Raw genomic sequence first — 18,009 nt, forward strand, 5'->3', positions numbered from 1 at the left:
GCCACCAGCCGCCGCGCCAGATCCGGCGGCAGCGCCTCGCCGCCGCACAGCACCCGGCAGCTTGCGGGTAACGCAGGCCCCTCGTGATCGAGCAGCATCCGCCAGGTCGATGGCGTCGCCTGGATCAGGGAGACGCCGTGCCGCTGCACGATCGCCTTGAGCCGCGCGGGATCATGCGCCGCCGCACGATCGGCCAGCACCACGCAGGCGCCGATCGTCAGCGGCAGCCACAGCTCCATGACCGCGATGTCGAAGGACAAGGAGGTCAGGCCGAGCACGCGGTCGGCGGCCGTCATGCCCGGCTGCTCCGCCATGGTCGCCAGGAAGTTGGTCACGGCGTCGTGGCGGACCATCACGCCCTTGGGCAAGCCGGTCGAGCCCGAGGTGTAAATCACATAGGCGAGGCTCTCGCCGTGAACGGCGACATCGAGATTGCCGGCATCCCCGCCCTCGTCCTGCCCATCGAGCAGCCAGGCCTCGGCCCCGATCTCCGCCAGCACGGCGGCGAACCGATCGTGCAATTCCTGCTGCGTCAGCACCAGCGCCGCGCCGCTGTCGCGCAGCATGTGCGCCAGCCGCTCCGGCGGGTAATCCGGATCGAGCGGCAGATAGGCGCCGCCGGCCTTCAACACGGCCAGCAGCGCGACCAGCATCTCGGCGCCGCGCTCGAGCGCCAGCCCGACCACCACGTCGGCCCCGACACCGCGCTCCCGCAATCGCCGCGCCAGACGGTTGGCACGCGCATTCAGTGCGGCGTAACTCAGCTCCGTCTCGTCGAATACCAGCGCGATCGCTTCGGGTGACGTCCGGACCTGTGTCTCGAATTGCGCGACGATGCCCTTACACGGCACATCTCGGCCCGTGTCGTTCGCCCGTGCGAACAGGACGCCATCCGCGGGATCGCGGGCCGCGATCACGCCGACCGGTCGATCTGCATCGATGCTCAGCGCTTCGATCAGCCGCACGAAGGTCCGCTGTAACCGCGAGATCTGCGCCTCGTCGAAATGCTTGCGTTGATAGTTGAAGACGAGGCGCAGACGCTCATCCGCGCCGACGCTTGCAAACAACGGATAGTTGCTGGTCTCGACGATCCGGGTCTCTCCGACCTGGATCTGCCGGCTCTTTCCGATCAGCGCGTGGTCAACAGGGTAATTCTCGAACACCAGGATGGTATCGAACAGCGGCCGTCCGGGCCGCCCTGCCAAGCGCTGGATTTCGTAGAGCGGCGTCGCGCCGAATTCGCGCAAGGCCAGATTGCGGTCCTGCAATTCGCGCAGCCATGCTCCAACGGTCCGCTGCGGGCTGACGCCGTCGACAACCGGCAATGTGTTGATGAACAGGCCGACCATCTCTTCGGCGCCGGCAAGCTCGGGCGGCCTGCCCGACACGGTCACACCGAAGCAAACCGTGCTCTGCCCGGTATGCTGTCGCAGCAGCTGCGCCCATGCCGCTTGCACCAGCGTATTCATCGTGATGCGCTCGCGCGCCGCAAATTCCTGCAACCGTCCAGTCAATGCAGGATCCAGCTCAAGCGAAAGCGAGCCGTGGCCGGACGATTGCGCTTCTGTCCGTTCGGCCAGGCTGTCCGCCAGGAAACTCGGCTCGTCCAGCCCGGCCATCGCATTGCGCCAGAACCTTGACGGTGCGTCGCTGTCACGGCCCTTCAGCCACGCGATGTAGTCGCGATAGCGGTGCTGCAACGCTGGCAGATGCCCCTGGCCGGTATGCTGCAACACCTCGGCAATCAACCGCGCCGAGCTCCACCCGTCGAGCAGGATGTGATGATGCGTCCAGATTAGCCAATGCCGGTCGTCGCCGAGCCGGATCAGCCGGACTCGCTGCATAGGCGGCCGTGACAGGTCGAACCCGGCGGCCTGCTCCTGGCGTGAGACGTCGATCAGCGCCGCATCCAATTGCGCCTGGTCCCACGCCACCATCCGCGCCCGCCAGTCGTCCTCGACAAAGGGCACGTTAGCCCGCCGATAGACGATCTGCTGCGGCAGGCCGGACAAGTCACGCCAGACGAATCCGGTCCGCAGCACCGCGTGGCGATCACTGGCCGCCTGCCAGGCGCGGCGCAATTTTCCGGCATCCAGGCCGCGGATTTCCGCTGCGACTTGATTGACGTAGAGCCCTTTCTCGCCGTCATGCATCGCATGGAACAACATGCCCTGCTGCATCGGCGACAATGGATAGATGTCCTCGATCTCGCGCCAATCGAGCGCAAGCCTGTCGAGCTCGGCCTGAGCGAGCCCCGACAACTCCACGTCGGATGGTGTCAGGCCGCAGGCACCGCCGGCGCAATGATCGACCAGCTCGCGCAGTGCAGTCTCGTACAACGCGGCCAATCGCTCGACCGTCTCGCGCCGATAGCGCTTGCGGCCGAAACCGAGCGACAGCCGCAACCGGCCATCGCGGACCGAGCCGTTCACGCTCAGCCAGCGTCTCAGCGGGCTCGATGCATCGCGGGATGGACCGGCGCTTTCCGCCGCCATCGTGAACAGCACCGCATCAGCGTCACCGCCATCGATCTGGCCCAGATAGTTGAAGGTAATCTTCGCTTCGGCAACATCTAACAGCGCCGTGCGCTGCTCTTCCGAGCCGAGATACCGCAAGACGCCGTAGCCCAGGCCGCGGCCCGGAATGCCACGAAGCTCCTCTTTCACCGACTTGATCAACAGCGAGGACTCTTGCGAGCCACCGACCAATCGCACGGGAAAGGCCGTCGTGAACCAGCCGACCGTGCGCGAGAGGTCGAGATCGCCGGACATGTGTTCGCGGCCATGCCCCTCCAGCTCGACGAGGACCTCATCCTGTCCAATCCACCGCCAAACGGCGCGTGCAAGGCCGGCGAGAAGAAGATCGTTGATCTGCGTACGATAGGCCGACGGAGCTTCCGCGAGCAGCCGCTGCGTCCATTCGCTTTCGAACGTCAGCAGGACCTCATCGGCATCCGCAATGCGATCGATGCCGGCATGATCGTCATCGCAAGGAATCTCCGCATTCGCGCCGCGGCCGACCCAGTAAGGTAGTTCCGTCGCCAGTTCAGGCGATTTAGCGTGGGCCTGCAAGCGCTGTCCCCACAGCGCGTAGGCGTGGCTCTTCGGCGGTAACGTGACCGTGGCCTTGCCCTGCGCAAGCTGGGCGTAGGCGGACGCAATGTCCTCCAGCAAAATCCGCCATGATACGCCGTCGACCACCAGATGGTGGATCACGATCAGAAACCGCTGGTTGCCATCGGAGACATCGATCCCGACCGCCCGCAGCAGCAACCCGTCGGAGATCGCCAGGCTTGCCTGCGCCGACGATGCCAGCGCCGTCACGGCTTCGCCGTCGGCCGCATGCCGGACCCAGAACAGCGCGTCCGCCGTTGGAGCAGCGCCGTGCTCGGCACGCCAGCCTTCCTGGCCTTCTTCAAAGCGCAGGCGCAGCGCGTCATGATGATCGACCACGGCGGCGAGCGCGCGCCGCATCACGTCCCAGTCGAGGCGATCTCTCGGCTGCAGCAACACCGCCTGGTTCCAATGATTCCGATTTTCAATGTCCTCCGCAAAGAAGCGGGATTGTATGGGCAAGAGCGGATGCGGGCCGGTGACCTGTCCTTGGTCGGCGAGCATTTCCGGGCGCTGCTCGGTCCGCGCCGCCAGCGCCAGCGTTTCCAGCGTCTGATGCTGAAACACGTCGCGGGGCTCAATCAGATATCCGGCGCGCCGGGCGCGGCTCACCATCTGGAGCGAGATGATGGAATCGCCACCGAGTTCGAAGAAGTTGTCGGTGAGGCCGACGGCCGGCCGGCCGAGCAGCTCGGCCCAGATCGTCGCAAAGGCCATCTCGGCCGGCGTGCGTGGTGCCTGATGCTCCGCATGCGCGGAGGCCGTGTCGGGCGCCGGCAGCGCGTGACGATCGACCTTGCCGCTCGGCATCAAAGGCAGTCGCTCCAGCACCACGATTCTCGGTGGCACCATATAGTCGGGCAAGACGGTCGAGAGCGCGGTTCGTAAGCCCGGCTCCTCCAACTCACCCGAGCCGCTGACGTAGCCGACGAGCTGGCGGCCGGCCCCTACCTCTCGCGCCACCACGACTGCGGAGCGGACACCGGACTGCTCGAGCAGCCGCGCCTCGATCTCGCCGAGCTCGATGCGGAAGCCGCGAATCTTGATCTGATCATCCGCGCGCCCGACATAGTCGATCGCGCCATCGGCCCGCCAGCGCGCCAGATCTCCCGAACGATAGAGCCGCTCGCCCGCATCGCCGAAGGGATCGGGAATGAAACGCTCCGCCGTCAACTTCTCGCGCCGCCAATAACCCCGCGCCAATCCCGCCCCGCCTATGAACAACTCACCGGTCACGCCTTCCGGAACAAGGTTGAGATCGGTATCGAGGATACGAACCGTCACGCCGGGGATGGGCCGTCCGATCGGCACGCGCGCCGCACCCTCGTCACGACAGGTCCAGTAGGTGGCGTTGATCAGGGCCTCGGTCGGACCGTAGCGATTGTCGAACCGCACGTCCGGGAATGCCGCGAGGACGCGCTTCATCAGGTCGAGCGACAGCGCCTCGCCGCCGGCAAACAGGCGCTTGAGCGAGGTGCAGCGTGTCGCGCCGGGCTCGGTCACGAAATGCTCGAGCATCTGCGGCACGAAATGCAGCGTCGTCACGTCATGGGCGATGACGGCATCTACCAGAAGCCGCGGCTCGCGATGCGCTCCCGGAGCCGCGATCGCAAGCCGGGCGCCGGTCGCGAGCGGCCATAAAATCTCCCAGACCGAGACGTCGAAGCTGAACGGTGTCTTGTGCAGCAAGGTTTCGCAGGCATCGAGACGATATTCCGCCTGCATCCAGCCGAGCCGGGCCGCAAGCGCGCGATGTGAGCAGGCGACACCTTTGGGCACACCGGTCGACCCGGACGTGTACATCACATAGGCCAGGCTGTCCGGACAAAGCGCCGCGTCGGGATTCCCGGCGGGCTCCTCGACGCGAGCTTCGCCCTCTCTATCGATGGGCCAAGTCTCGGTTCCTGCCTCCACGATCACCGGCGCCAGATGCGGGAGCAACCGTTCCTGGGTCAGCAACAGGGCTGCTCCGCTATCGCGCAGCATGTGGAGGAGGCGATCGAAAGGGTAGTCGGGATCGAGCGGCAGATAGGCGCCGCCCGCCTTCAGCACGGCGAGGACAGAGACAATCAATTCGACACTTCGTTCGATCGCCAGACCAACCAGTCGGTCGCGCCCGATCCCATGGTCTTGCAACCGCCACGCCAGGCGATTGGCGCGCGCGTTCAGCTCGCCATAGGTGATCTGCTGGTCGCCGAAAACCAACGCGATGGAAGACGGCGAGGCCGCAGCACGGGCTTCGATCTGTGCGACAATGCTATCGCTAAACTGCGGAGCCCTTTCGGTACTACCGTTCCAACCGAGCACCTTCTGCGCCTCGTCGGCATCCAGGTCGTCGAGCGCGCCAAGTGGACGAGATGGGTCCACCACGATTCCGGCCAGCAGCCGCGACAGCGAGGCTTGCAAATACCTGATCTGCTTGTGATCGAAGCGGCCGCGGTCATAGCGAAAGCCTAGATTGATGCCGACGGACTTGGCGAACACCGCCACCGTCAGCGGATAATTGGTGATCGAAACCTGCTCGACGCGGCCGAGCCGGCGACCGCTTTCGCTCTCGCCCCGCAGCGCCTGATCGATCGGGTAGTTCTCGAACACGAGGATATTGTCGAACAGCGCGCGCCCGGAGCGGCCCGCGAGGCGCTGAATGTCATAGAGCGGCATCCAACCGTGATCGCGCAGATCGGTGTTGCGGGCCTGGAGTTCGCGCAACCACGCTCCCACTTCAGCTTGTGGGCTGGCCTGATCGACGACGGGCAGCGTGTTGATGAACAGGCCGACCATCTCCTCGGCCCCCCTGATCTCGGCCGGCCGGCCCGAGACCGTCGCGCCGAAACAAACCGCGCGCTGGCCGGTGTGACGGCGCAGCAGCTGCGCCCACGCCCCTTGCACAAGGGTGTTCAGCGTGACGCGCTCGCGCCTTGCGAACGCCTGCAGGCCAGCCGTCAGCTCGGCCGTGAGAAGCAGGTCCAGCGAGCCATTGCCGGGTGCCTCCTTGGGCGCCGGTCCTCCCAGCGCGTCCGCTAGGAAACCGGGCTCCTCCAGCTCCGCTAGCGCGGTGCGCCAGAACAACGCCGATGCCCCGTGGTTCTGCCTTTGCAGCCACTCGATGTAATCGCGATAGCGGCCCGCCACGGCCGGCAACCGCTCGCCACGTTCGTGCTGCAGGATCTCGGCCATCAGACGCGCCGCGCTCCAACCATCCAGCAGGATGTGGTGGTGCGTCCAGATCAGCCAGTGGCGTGCGTCGTCGAGCCGGATCAGCCGGACCCGCTGCAACGGCGCCTGCGACAAGTCGAATGCCTTGGAACGCTCAGCTTGCGAGACACGTGCCAGCGCGGTCCGAAGTCCTTCATCGTCCAAGGCGGCCGCCTGTGCGCGCCAGTCTTCCTCCTCAAATGGCAGATGCACATGACGATAGACCACCTGTTGCGCCGCACCCGACAGCTCGCGCCAGGAAAATCCGGTCCGCAACACGGCGTGCCGCGCGCTGATCTCGTGCCAGGCCGCGCGCAGTCTGCCGGCGTCGAGGCCGCGGACCTCCAGGCCGATCTGGTTGACGTAATTGCCGCTCTCGCCATCACGCAGGGCATGGAACAGCATGCCCTGCTGCATTGGCGACAGCGGATAAATATCCTCGATCTCACGACAGTCGGTCGTCGCGACCAGCGCGTCGAGATCAACTTGGTTCAGATCCGACAACGCGAAGTCCGACGGCGTCACGCCGCGGGCACCACCGGTGCAGTGGTCGACCAGCTCGCGCAAGGCCGCGGCAAAATGCTCCACAAAACGTTCGATCGTTGCCCGTCGGTAACGACCGCGGCCATAGCTGAACGACAGACGCAATTGTCCTTCGCCGACCTGGCCGTTGATGGTCAGCCAGCGGCCGAGCGGCGCGCTTTCGCTGCGCATCGGGCCGGCACTCTCGGGCGCGGGCCGGAATGGTGCGCTCTCGCCCATACTGGAATCGAACTGGCCGAGATAGTTGAAGACGATGCGCGGCTCAGGACATGCCTCCAGCGCGCTGCGCTGCGTCTCGGTGCCGAGATGACGCAGGACGCCGTAGCCCAGTCCGCGGCTGGGAACGGCGCGAAGCTCCTCCTTGACGGATTTGATCAGCGTAGCATCGTCGCTCGAACCACCCGGCAACCGCACCGGAAAAGCCGTGGTGAACCAGCCAATGGTGCGAGACACGTCCATTCCTTTGAAGACGTCCTCACGGCCATGCCCTTCGAGCTCGACAACGACATCCTCGATTCCGCTCCAGCGCGACACCGCCCGCGCAAGCGCTGCCAGCAGGAGATCATTGACTTGGGTGCGATAGGCAGATGGCGCTTCCTTCAGCAGCCGCGTCGTCAATCCCGCGTCGAATGCCAACAGGATGTCCTCACCGTCGGCAACCCTGTCAACGCCGCCATGATCATCGTCGCAGGGAAACTCGGCCCGCGATCCTCTTTCAAGCCAGTAGTCGAACTCGGCCGCCAACTCATCGCTGCCGGCATAGGCCTGCAACCTTGCGCCCCAAGATGCATAGGACTCGCTCCTCGCCAGTGCGATCGAAGCCTCGCCTTGGCGGAGCTGATCGTATGCCGTCGCAAAATCCTCGAGCAGCACGCGCCATGACACGCCGTCAATGACGAGGTGATGCACCACCACCAAAAGCCGCTGGCTGCCGTCCGCAAGCTCCATACCCACCACGCGCAGCAGCGGTCCGGCCAGCGAGAGGCTGGCCTGGGCTTCAGAGGCCACTTTCGTCACCGCGGCAGCGTCCCGGACGTCGCCGCGAATCCACAGCAGCTCCGACGTTGCCGGCGTTATGCAGTAGGTCGCGCGCCAGCTGCCCTCTGCTTCCTCGAAGCGCAGGCGCAGGGCCGCGTGATGAGCAACGAGACCGGCGAGCGTGCGTTCGACGAGTTCCCAATCGAGCCCCGATTTCGGCATCAAAAGGATGGCCTGGTTCCAGTGATGGCGCTCCCCTGCGTCCTCGCCGAAGAACCGCAACTGGATCGGCAGAAGCGGATGCTCGGCGCCCTCGATAGCGCGCTCGGGGACGACATCGCCCGCCTTGTCTTCACGCCGCGCCACCCGCGCCAAATCTTGCAAGGTCTGATGCCGAAAGACGTCACGCGGCTCGATCAGCAGGCCCGCCTGGCGGGCGCGGCCGACCAACTGCAACGAGATGATGGAATCGCCGCCGAGCTCGAAGAAATTGTCCTCGACGCCGATGACGGGCTGACCGAGCAGTTCTGCCCAGATAGCGGCGAGTGCCGTCTCGGTCGGCGAGCGCGGCGCGACGTATGCGGCGGTCGCCAGGAGCGTCTCGGGCGCCGGCAGGGCGTCGCGATCCACCTTGCCATGCGCGGTGAGCGGCAGCCGCTCGAGCCGCACAATGCGAGCCGGCACCATATAATCGGGCAGTTCCGCCGAAAGCGCCCCGCGCATTGCGACTTCGTCGAACGGACCCTCGCCGGCGACATAGCCGACCAGCTGGCGGGTGGTGCCGGCTTCGCGGGCAACGACCACAGCCGATTGCACGCCGGCTTGCCGCATCAACCATGCCTCGATCTCACCGAGCTCGATCCGGAAGCCGCGGATCTTCACCTGGTGATCGGAGCGGCCGACATATTCGATCACCCCGTCGGCGCGCCACCGCGCCAGATCGCCGGTGCGATAAAGCCGCGCGCCCGGCGCGCCAAAAGGATCGGGCACGAACCGCGCGGCCGTCAGTTCGGCGCGCCGCCAGTAACCGCGCGCCAGTCCCTCGCCGCCGATGAACAGCTCGCCGGTCACCCCGACCGGGACGATATTGAGATCTTTGTCCAGAATATAGGCCGAGCGGCGACCCACGGGACGACCGATCGGCGCGTAATTGCCCTCAATCTCTTCGCTGGCATCGACTTTCCAGACCAGGGGGGTCACCACGGTTTCGGTCGGCCCGTAACCGTTGATCAATGTCCGCGGCTTGAGCGCGCGCTTGACCTTGTCGAAGCCGGCCTTCGGCATCGCCTCGCCGCCAAACGAGTAGAGCTCCACGGGTGGCGGATCACCGCGCCAAATCGCGAAGTCGGCGAGCTGTTGGAGATAGGCCGGCGGAAATCCGGCATTGCTGACTCGCTGCCGGCGCAGAACATCGAGTGTCTGCTCGGCCGACCACAAATCAGCGTCGCGCATCACGAGCGCTGCGCCGCAGGTCAGTGCGGTCCAGAGTCGCTCATGGGCACCATCGAAAGTGAAGGACAGGAAGTGCAGTTCGCGCGACCGCCGGTCCATGTCGTAGAGCCCGGCCGTCACCTCGCAATGCATCGCGAACGGACCGTGCTCGACCGCGACGCCTTTCGGGATACCGGTGGAGCCGGAGGTGTAGATCACATAGGCAAGGCTGGTCGCAGCCAGCGCAATCTCCGGATCTCTTTCGCTCTCCCCCGCGAGATCGATCCCACCGAGTAGAACGACCTCGATGTCCGGGGGCGACGGCGTCAGCGCCGAACCATCTGTGTCAACCAGTACGATACGCGCGCCGGCATCGCGCATGGTGCTGACCTGCCGCCGGGCTGGGTGCTCGGGATCGAGCGGCAGATAGGCTGCACCCGTCTTCAAGATAGCGAGCAGCGCCACGATGAGATCCGGCGAGCGTCGTGCCGAGACGCCGACGAGGTCGGCGGGCCCGACACCCCGCCGCATCAGGTGGTGCGCGAGGCGATTGGCGCGACGGTTGAGCTCGGCATAGGTGATTTCATCGTCGCCGAAGATCAGCGCCGTCGCATCGGGCGTTTCGGCCGACAGCCGTGCTACCGTCCGGTGCACCGGCGTGAACGATGCTTCTTTCGTTCCGCCATCCGCATTGTTCCATTGGCGCAGCCTCTCCAGGTCACCTTCGGAGAGCAGCGTCACATCGGCGATCGATTGCGTGTCATCGGCAACCATCGCCTTCAGAATCGTGGTCCAATGCGCGGCCAGGCGCTCGATCGTCGCGCCTTCGAACAGCGCCGTCGCATAGGTGAGGATCGCGCGAATCTCGCCCGATGGCCCCTCGTCGGTATCGAGCGCGAGGTCGAACTTGACCGTATCGACCTTAGTGTCAAGAATCTCGATCTGGAGACCGGTCCGATCGCGCGGATTGTCCGACGCCCGGCGTCGTTGATGATTGTAGAGGACCTGGAAGAGCGGATTCTGGCTCAAGCTGCGCGTGGGCTGGAGGATCTCGAGCAGTCGCTCGAACGGAAGGTCCTGGTTCTCCTGTGCCTCGATCGTGGCCGCATGGACTTCCGCAATGAAGTCCGCCATCGCCGCCTGGCCGTCGACCTGTGTTCGGAGCACCTGGGTGTTGACGAACAAGCCGATCACGTCGCGCGTCTCGTCGCGGTACCGATTGGCAACAGGCACGCCGATGTTGATGTCGGACTGGCCCGTGTAGCGATAGAGCAGCAGCTTGAAACTCGCTAGCATGACAACAAACAGTGTCGTGCGGTGCCGCCGCGCCAGAGCGCGCACCCCATCGGCCAATGCCGGATCGAGCGCAACGCGGCGGGCCGCCCCCGCGAGGTCCGGGATCGCCGGACGGGCTTGGTCGATCGGCAGCTGGAGCACGGTCGGATCGGCGAGACGCCTGGTCCAGTAATCGACCTGACGGGCGCCATCGACCGCACTCATCCAGAGCCGTTGCCAGTCGGCGTAGTCGGCGTAATCGATCTCCGGCTCCGACAGGGCCGGCGTTTCACCGCGTGCGAATGCCGCGTACAGATTCCAGAACTCATCGACCAGCACGCCCATCGACCAGCCGTCGGTGACGATATGGTGCAGGCTGACGACGAGGAAGTGGTCACCCTCGTCCAGCGTCAGCAGCGCCGCGCGCATGAGCGGGCCGTCTTCGAGATCGAACGGCAACGACGTTTCCCGCCGTGCCAGCAAACGCGCCTGGCCTTCGCGGTCATCGCCAGCGAGGGACACCTGCCGCAATACGACGGGCTGTGGGTTGCATATCCATTGCTCGGCAATCTCGCCCTCCTGCCGAAACACGGTGCGAAGCGCAGTGTGGCGGGCGACGAGCGTGTCAAATGCCTGTTGCAGCGCGCCTGGTTGCAGCTTGCCGCGCACGCGCACCGTCGCCGAGATGTTGTAAGCGGCACTCTCCGGGTCCATTCGCCACAGGAACCAGAGACGCGATTGCGCAAAGGACAGCGGCGCACGTTTGCGCTGCTGGCGCACGATCGGCAACATGGCGAGGTTGACGCCCTTTGCCGCGAGCTGCGAGAGGAACGCGTGCTGCTTGCCGGCATCGAGGCGCATCAGGCGCCGAGAGATGTCGCGCAGTTGCTGTTTTTCGGTGGTTGCCGTGTCACTCATCGGACAGTTCGACTTCCTTCAACATGTCGAGCATTGCGGCAATGTCGTCGCCCCGCTTGTCGGCTTGGTTCTCGGAGCCCAGCGCGGCCGCCATGGTTTCAACAGTCGTCATTTCAAACAGACGGTTGAGCGGCAGGTCGTGGCCGAGATCGCGCTTGATGCGGCTGACGAGTTGGACAGCGATCAGAGAATCCCCGCCGAGCTCGAAGAAATTGTCGGTGACGCCGACCTTGGGCTGGCGCAGCAGGTCGGCCCAGATCGCAGCCAGCGCAGCTTCGGCCGGCGTGCGCGGTGCGACATGCGCGGTGGAGGCCTCAAGCTGATCCGGAGCCGGCAGCGCCTTGCGGTCGACCTTGCCGTTCGGCGTCAGGGGCAGTCGCTCCAGCACCACGATCCGCGCCGGCACCATGTAGTCCGGCAGGACGGAGGACAACGTCGTCTTGAGCGCCGCACCATCCAAGGCTTCGCCACTGACATAGCCGACCAGCTGGCGGCCAGCGCCGGCCTCGCGCGCGACCACCACGGCCGCGCGGACGCCCTGCTGCGCCTGTAGCCTCGCCTCGATCTCGCCGAGCTCGATGCGGAAGCCGCGGATCTTGACCTGGTGGTCGGCACGGCCGACATAGTCGAGCACGCCGTCGGACCGCCACCGCGCCACGTCGCCGGTCCGGTACAGCCGCGCGCCGGGTGGACCGAACGGATCGGGGATGAAGCGCTCCGCCGTCAGCGCGCCGCGCCGCCAATAACCGCGGGCCAGCCCGCTACCGCCGATATAGAGCTCGCCGGCAACGCCGACCGGCGCCAGGTTGAGATCAGCATCGAGAATGTGCAGCGTGGTATTGCCGATCGGCCCCCCGAGCAGCGGACGATCGTCAGTCGCATCGAGCCGATGGCGGGCCGACCACACCGTGGTCTCGGTCGGGCCGTACAGGTTCCAGACCTCGCCGGACTGCGCCACCAGCCGCCGCGCCAGATCCGGCGGCAGCGCCTCGCCGCCGCACAGCACCCGGCAGCTTGCGGGTAACGCAGGCCCCTCGTGATCGAGCAGCATCCGCCAGGTCGATGGCGTCGCCTGGATCACGGAGACGCCGTGCCGCTGCACGATCGCCTTGAGCCGCGCGGGATCATGCGCCGCCGCACGATCCGCCAGCACCACGCAGGCACCGATCGTCAGCGGCAGCCACAGCTCCAGGACCGCAATGTCGAAGGACAAGGAGGTCAGGCCGAGCACGCGGTCGGCGGCCGTCATGCTCGGCTGCTCCGCCATGGTCGCCAGGAAGTTGGTCACGGCGTCGTGGCGGACCATCACGCCCTTGGGCAGGCCAGTCGAGCCCGAGGTGTAGATCACATAGGCGAGGCTCTCGCCGTGAACGGCGACATCGAGATTGCCGGCATCCCCGCCCTCGTCCTGCCCATCGAGCAGCCAGGCCTCGGCCCCGGTCTCCGCCAGCACGGCGGCGAACTGATCGTGCAATTCCGTCTGCGTCAGCACCAGCGCCGCGCCGCTGTCGCGCAGCATATGCGCCAGCCGCTCCGGCGGGTAATCCGGATCGAGCGGCAGATAGGCGCCGCCGGCCTTCAACACGGCCAGCAGCGCGACCAGCATCTCGGCGCCGCGCTCAAGCGCCAGCCCGACCACCACGTCGGCCCCGACACCGCGCTCCCGCAATCGCCGCGCCAGACGGTTGGCACGCGCGTTCAGTGCGGCGTAACTCAGCTCCGTCTCGTCGAATACCAGCGCGATCGCTTCGGGTGACGTCCGGACCTGCGCCTCGAACTGCGCGATGAACGACTCTCGCGGATAGTGCGCCCGCGCTCGATTCCACGCCTCCAGCAAAAGCTGGCACTCCTCGGGAGGCAGAATGTCGAGCTGCCGGACCGGCGCGCGCGGCGCGCGGTCAAGCGCCTCAGCTAATTGCTCAAGCGCATGCTGCATCAAGGCACAGATGCGACCGGCCGAAAGCGGGCGGACGATCTGAGCCGTCAGGCCAAGCGCTTGACCGTAGTCTTCGACCGCCAGCATCAAGGGATAATTCGTGCGCTCTTCGCCACCGAGCCATTCGATGCCGGAGCCGCCCCCGTCCGCGGCCAAGTCGGCCCGCATGGCACTGTGGCGATAGTTCAGGATCGAGCTGAACAGCGGTGCCGGTGCGGCGACGCCGCTGCATCGTTGCGCAAGCGTCAGCGCGACGTGCTCATGCGCCATCAGCTCGGTCAGCCGGTCATGTGCATCACGAACACTGTCCTCGACCGCCCTATCATCGAGATCGAGCCGCAGCGGCAAGGTGTTGATGAACAAACCCATGGTGCGATCGCCGCCGGCGCCGGCCTGCATGCGACCGAACAGGACTGTCCCGAACACGACGCGCTCGCACCCGCTGGTTCGCGCCAGCACCTGCCCCCAGGCGAGATGGCAAAGGCTGGCGAGGCTGACACCCAGCCGCCGCGCGTGGGCACGAAGCCTTGCGCTCAGCCCTTCCGGCAGCATCCGCCGGGCTTCCACAACGCCGCCACCATCGCCGTGCACCCGGTCCAGCCCAAACGGCGTGGTCGGCTCGTCGATGTCGGCGAGCATGTCACGGAAGAAGCGCTCATGCTCCGCGGTCGCCGCCGAGCCACGGGCCTGCGCCACCAGATTCCTGAACGGATAAGGCGGCGGCAGTTCGTGACTTCGCCCGCACAAAATCTTCCCGACCTCGTCGTGCATCACTTCCAGCGTGGAGTGATCGCCGATCAGGTGATGCAGCAGGACCAGGAGAAGCCACCGCCCTCGATCAGGATCGGCTGCGACTGCAAAGCGCAGCAGCGGCGGCTGTGCGAGATCGATCCGATGGAACCGCGGGTCGAATCGTCGCGCGAGCTGCTCGTCGGCAGGACCTTCGCCATCCAGCACGACCTCGCTGACAACCAACGGCGCCCGCCGCCAAACCACCTGCGCCGGCGTGGACAGGCCATTCCAGACGATGGACGTTCGCAGAATATCGTGGCGATCGACCACCTGCCGCACCGCGTCGAGATAGCGATCGAGCAGATCGCGGGCGGCAAACGCCATCTGGCCGACCAGCAGATATGGATCGCCTTCCTTCGACATCAGATGATGAAAGAGGATACCGTCCTGAAGCGGCGACAGGCCGTAGATGTCCTGGATGTTGGCGGCGCCGCCGGGAACGCCGGCCACGATGCTGTCGATGTCGGATTGCGTCAACGCGATCAGCGGCAACATTTCTGGCGTGATCGCCGTGGTCTGCCGGGTGATCCGATTGTCCGGAACCTCGGTTTCTCCGCTCCCATCGAGGCTGGCCGCAAAATCCGACAGAACCGGCTTTGCGAAGAGCGTGCGCGCGTCCGCTTTCAGCCCATGCCGCTGCAGCCGCTCCAGCATGCGGACTGCGAGCAGCGAGTGGCCACCGAGTTCAAAGAAGTGATCGTTGCGCCCAATTCGATCGACGCCCAAAAGCTCGGCCCAGACATTCGCGACGACCTGCTCAACATCGCCTCGCGGCGATTCAAAACGGCGCCGTGCAAACGCATCGTCCTCCGGCGCCGGCAGCGCCTTGCGGTCGACCTTGCCGTTCGGCGTGAGGGGCAATGCATCGAGGCGCACGAAGGCCGTCGGCACCATGTAGTCTGGAAGGCACGCCCGCAAATGATTGCGCATCGCGCCGGCAAATTCACCGGCATCGAGCCCAGCTCCGTCACCGCGACGTGCGGCCACATAGGCAATCAGCCGCGTATCGCCGCTACGGTCCCGGTGCACCAGCACGACGGAATCGGCCACGTCGGCGTGCTCGTTGAGTCGAAACTCGATCTCGCCGAGCTCGATGCGGAAGCCGCGGATCTTGACCTGGTGGTCGTTGCGGCCGAGAAACGCGATATTGCCGTCCGGCAGATAACGCCCGAGATCGCCGGTGCGATACATGCGGGTATCCTCATCGCCGTGGAAGGGATCGCGCACGAAGCGTTCCGCCGTTAGATCGGGCCGGTTGAGATAGCCGCGCGCAACTCCGACGCCGCCGATCCAGATTTCGCCCACCGCGCCGAGCGGAACAGGCCTCCCGAACCGGTCCAGAAGATAGATCCGCACGTTCGGCAGCGGCCGGCCGATCGGCGCCACGTCGCCATCGAAGGCCGGCGGCCGCAGCCAGCTCGTGGCGCAGACCGTTGCCTCCGTGGGACCGTAGCCGTTGACGACGGCGACACCGGGAGGCAATCCCTTGATCAGCTCGGCCTTGGGCAATTCACCGGCCAGGACGAGGACCCGCAGCGAGACCAAGCGGTCGAGATCGGTCCGCCCGTGCAGCATCGCCGGCGGCAAGGTCGCATGCGTGATCGCGTTGTCCGTGAGATAGCTGAATAATGCCGATGTGTCCTGATGCTCGCGCGGGTCAGTCAGAAAAAGGGCGGCGCCCGAGCAAAGCGCCATGACGATCTCCCAGATGCTGGCATCGAAGCTGAACGAGGCAAATTGCACAACGCGGCAGTGCGAATTGACCTCCAACAGCGCCCGTTGCGCCAACGCCAAGTTCACCAAACCGCGGTGCTCGACCATCACCCCCTTCGGCCGGCCGGTCGAGCCGGACGTATAGATGATGTAGGCGAGGCTTCGCCAAGTCAGTCCTTCGACAAGGCCGCTCGGATCGTATGTCGCCTGCATTGTGCATGCGGAGGCATCCGCCTCGGGATCGACCATCCCAAACGTCCTATCCGGCAACAACGCCCTTCCCGCTTCGTCGGCGATCAGCACACCCGGCTTGGCATCATCGACAATCTGGCGCAGCCGCTCTGCCGGATAGGCGGGATCGAGCGGCAGATAGGCCCCACCCGCCTTCAGCACGGCCAGCAGGCTCACCACCATGGCGACGCCGCGGGGCAGACAAATCGCGACCGGCTGGTCCGGCACCACCCCCAGGGCCGTCAGGCGCCGCGCAAGCCGGCCCGCTCTGGCATCGAGCTCGCCGTAGCTCAGGCGAACGTCCCCGTACACCACCGCGTCGGCGTCCGGCGCCTTTCTCACCTGCTCCGCAAACAATTCGTGAATGCATTGCCCGGCGGGAAATGGCGCGGCGGTTTCATTCCATGCATCGAGAACGCGCCTGCGCTCCTCGGCACCAACGACGTCGATGCGATCGACGACCTGCTCCGCATCGGCAACCATGGCCCGCAGCAAGGACAACAGATAGTCGCGGTGGCGCCTGATCGTCGCCTCGTCGAACAGTGCCGTCGCATAGTTCAGGGAACCGATGATGCGTCCGTCCATCTCGCGGAGACCAAGCTCGAGATCGAACTTGACCTGCTGCAGCGGGATATCGGCGACTTCAGCCTTGAGGCCGGGCAGCTCGAGCGTCCCCGTCTCGTTGCCCTGCCATGCGAACACGACCTGAAAGATCGGCGTCTGCTCCAGTCGTCGCAGCGGCTGAGTGATTTCGACGACCTGCTCGAACGGCAGATCCTGATGATCCTGCGCGGCGAGCGCGGCAGTGCGCACGCGACCGAGCAGTTCGGCCACGCTGGGCTCGGCCGAAAGATCGACGCGGACAGCCAGCATGTTGACGAAGAAACCGATCAGCCCCTCGATCTCCGGTCTGTTTCGATTTGCGGTCGGCGTACCGACGACAATATCCGTCTGCTCCGAGAGCCTCGACAGTACTGCCGCCCAGGCCGCCAGCACGATCATGAACGAGCTGGCGCGATGCGACTGGCCCAGCCGCCGGATGCCCGAGGCCAGCTCGGCATCGATCTCGATCGGCAAGGCCGCGCCGGCGAGCGACCTGACCGGCGGACGCGGCCGGTCCGTCGGCAACTCGAGCACCGCCGGCGCATCCGCCAGTGCCTGTCGCCAATACTCGGCCTGCCGCCGCAATCGCTCGCCCGAGATCCATTGTCGCTGCCAGGCGGCATAGTCCGGATACTGGATCGTCAATGGCCGCAAAGGATCGTCCTTGCCCGCGACGAAAGCCCGGTAGAGCGCACCGAGCTCACGCAGGAGCACGCCGATCGACCAGCCATCGGAGACGATGTGATGCTGGGTCAGCAGGAAGAGATAGTCCCGCTCCTGCGTCCGGATGAGCCGGCCGCGGATCAATGGTCCTGCGGCGAGATCGAACGGCATCGCGGCCTCCTCGCCGCAGAGGCGCGCGAGCTCCTGTTCGCGGTCGTCGCGGCCGCGCAGATCATGTTCGAGCAACAGCACGCGTTCATGAGCAGGCAGCAGTATGACGCGCGGCTGTTCGTCGACCACGCGAAAGACGCTGCGCAGCGCTTCATGGCGCGCAAACAAGCCGTCGATGCTCCGACGCAAGGCTTCGACATCGAGATCGCCCGAAAGCCGCAATGCTCCGCGAATGTGATAGTTGGAATTGGCACCATCGAGTTGCGCCAACAGCCAGAGTCGCTGCTGCGCAAAGGACATCTCCAGTAATCCCTCGCGCGCCACTGTGGGAATGGCGATCGCGCCGCTCCTGTCGGCATTCCTGCCGCGATCCCTGGCCAGCGATACGAGCTTTCTCATCTGCGCGGAATCCAGATCGCGCAAGCTCGGCTTTGCCGTATCGGCCAT

General features: G+C 65.7%; 2 protein-coding genes. Both read right to left on the reverse strand.

The window, feature by feature from the left end:
* On the reverse strand, positions 1 to 11,453 hold an 11,453-nt coding region (locus tag ACYCVF_RS25635; RefSeq protein ID WP_459612940.1), incomplete at its 3' end, for an amino acid adenylation domain-containing protein.
* Positions 11,446 to 18,009 carry an amino acid adenylation domain-containing protein gene (locus tag ACYCVF_RS25640; RefSeq protein WP_459600956.1) on the reverse strand — a complete coding sequence of 2,188 codons (6,564 nt, stop codon included), beginning with the start codon at positions 18,007 to 18,009 and terminating at the stop codon, positions 11,446 to 11,448. The genes ACYCVF_RS25635 and ACYCVF_RS25640, both read right to left, overlap by 8 nt.

It is taken from the genome of Bradyrhizobium cedriense (assembly GCF_054602315.1).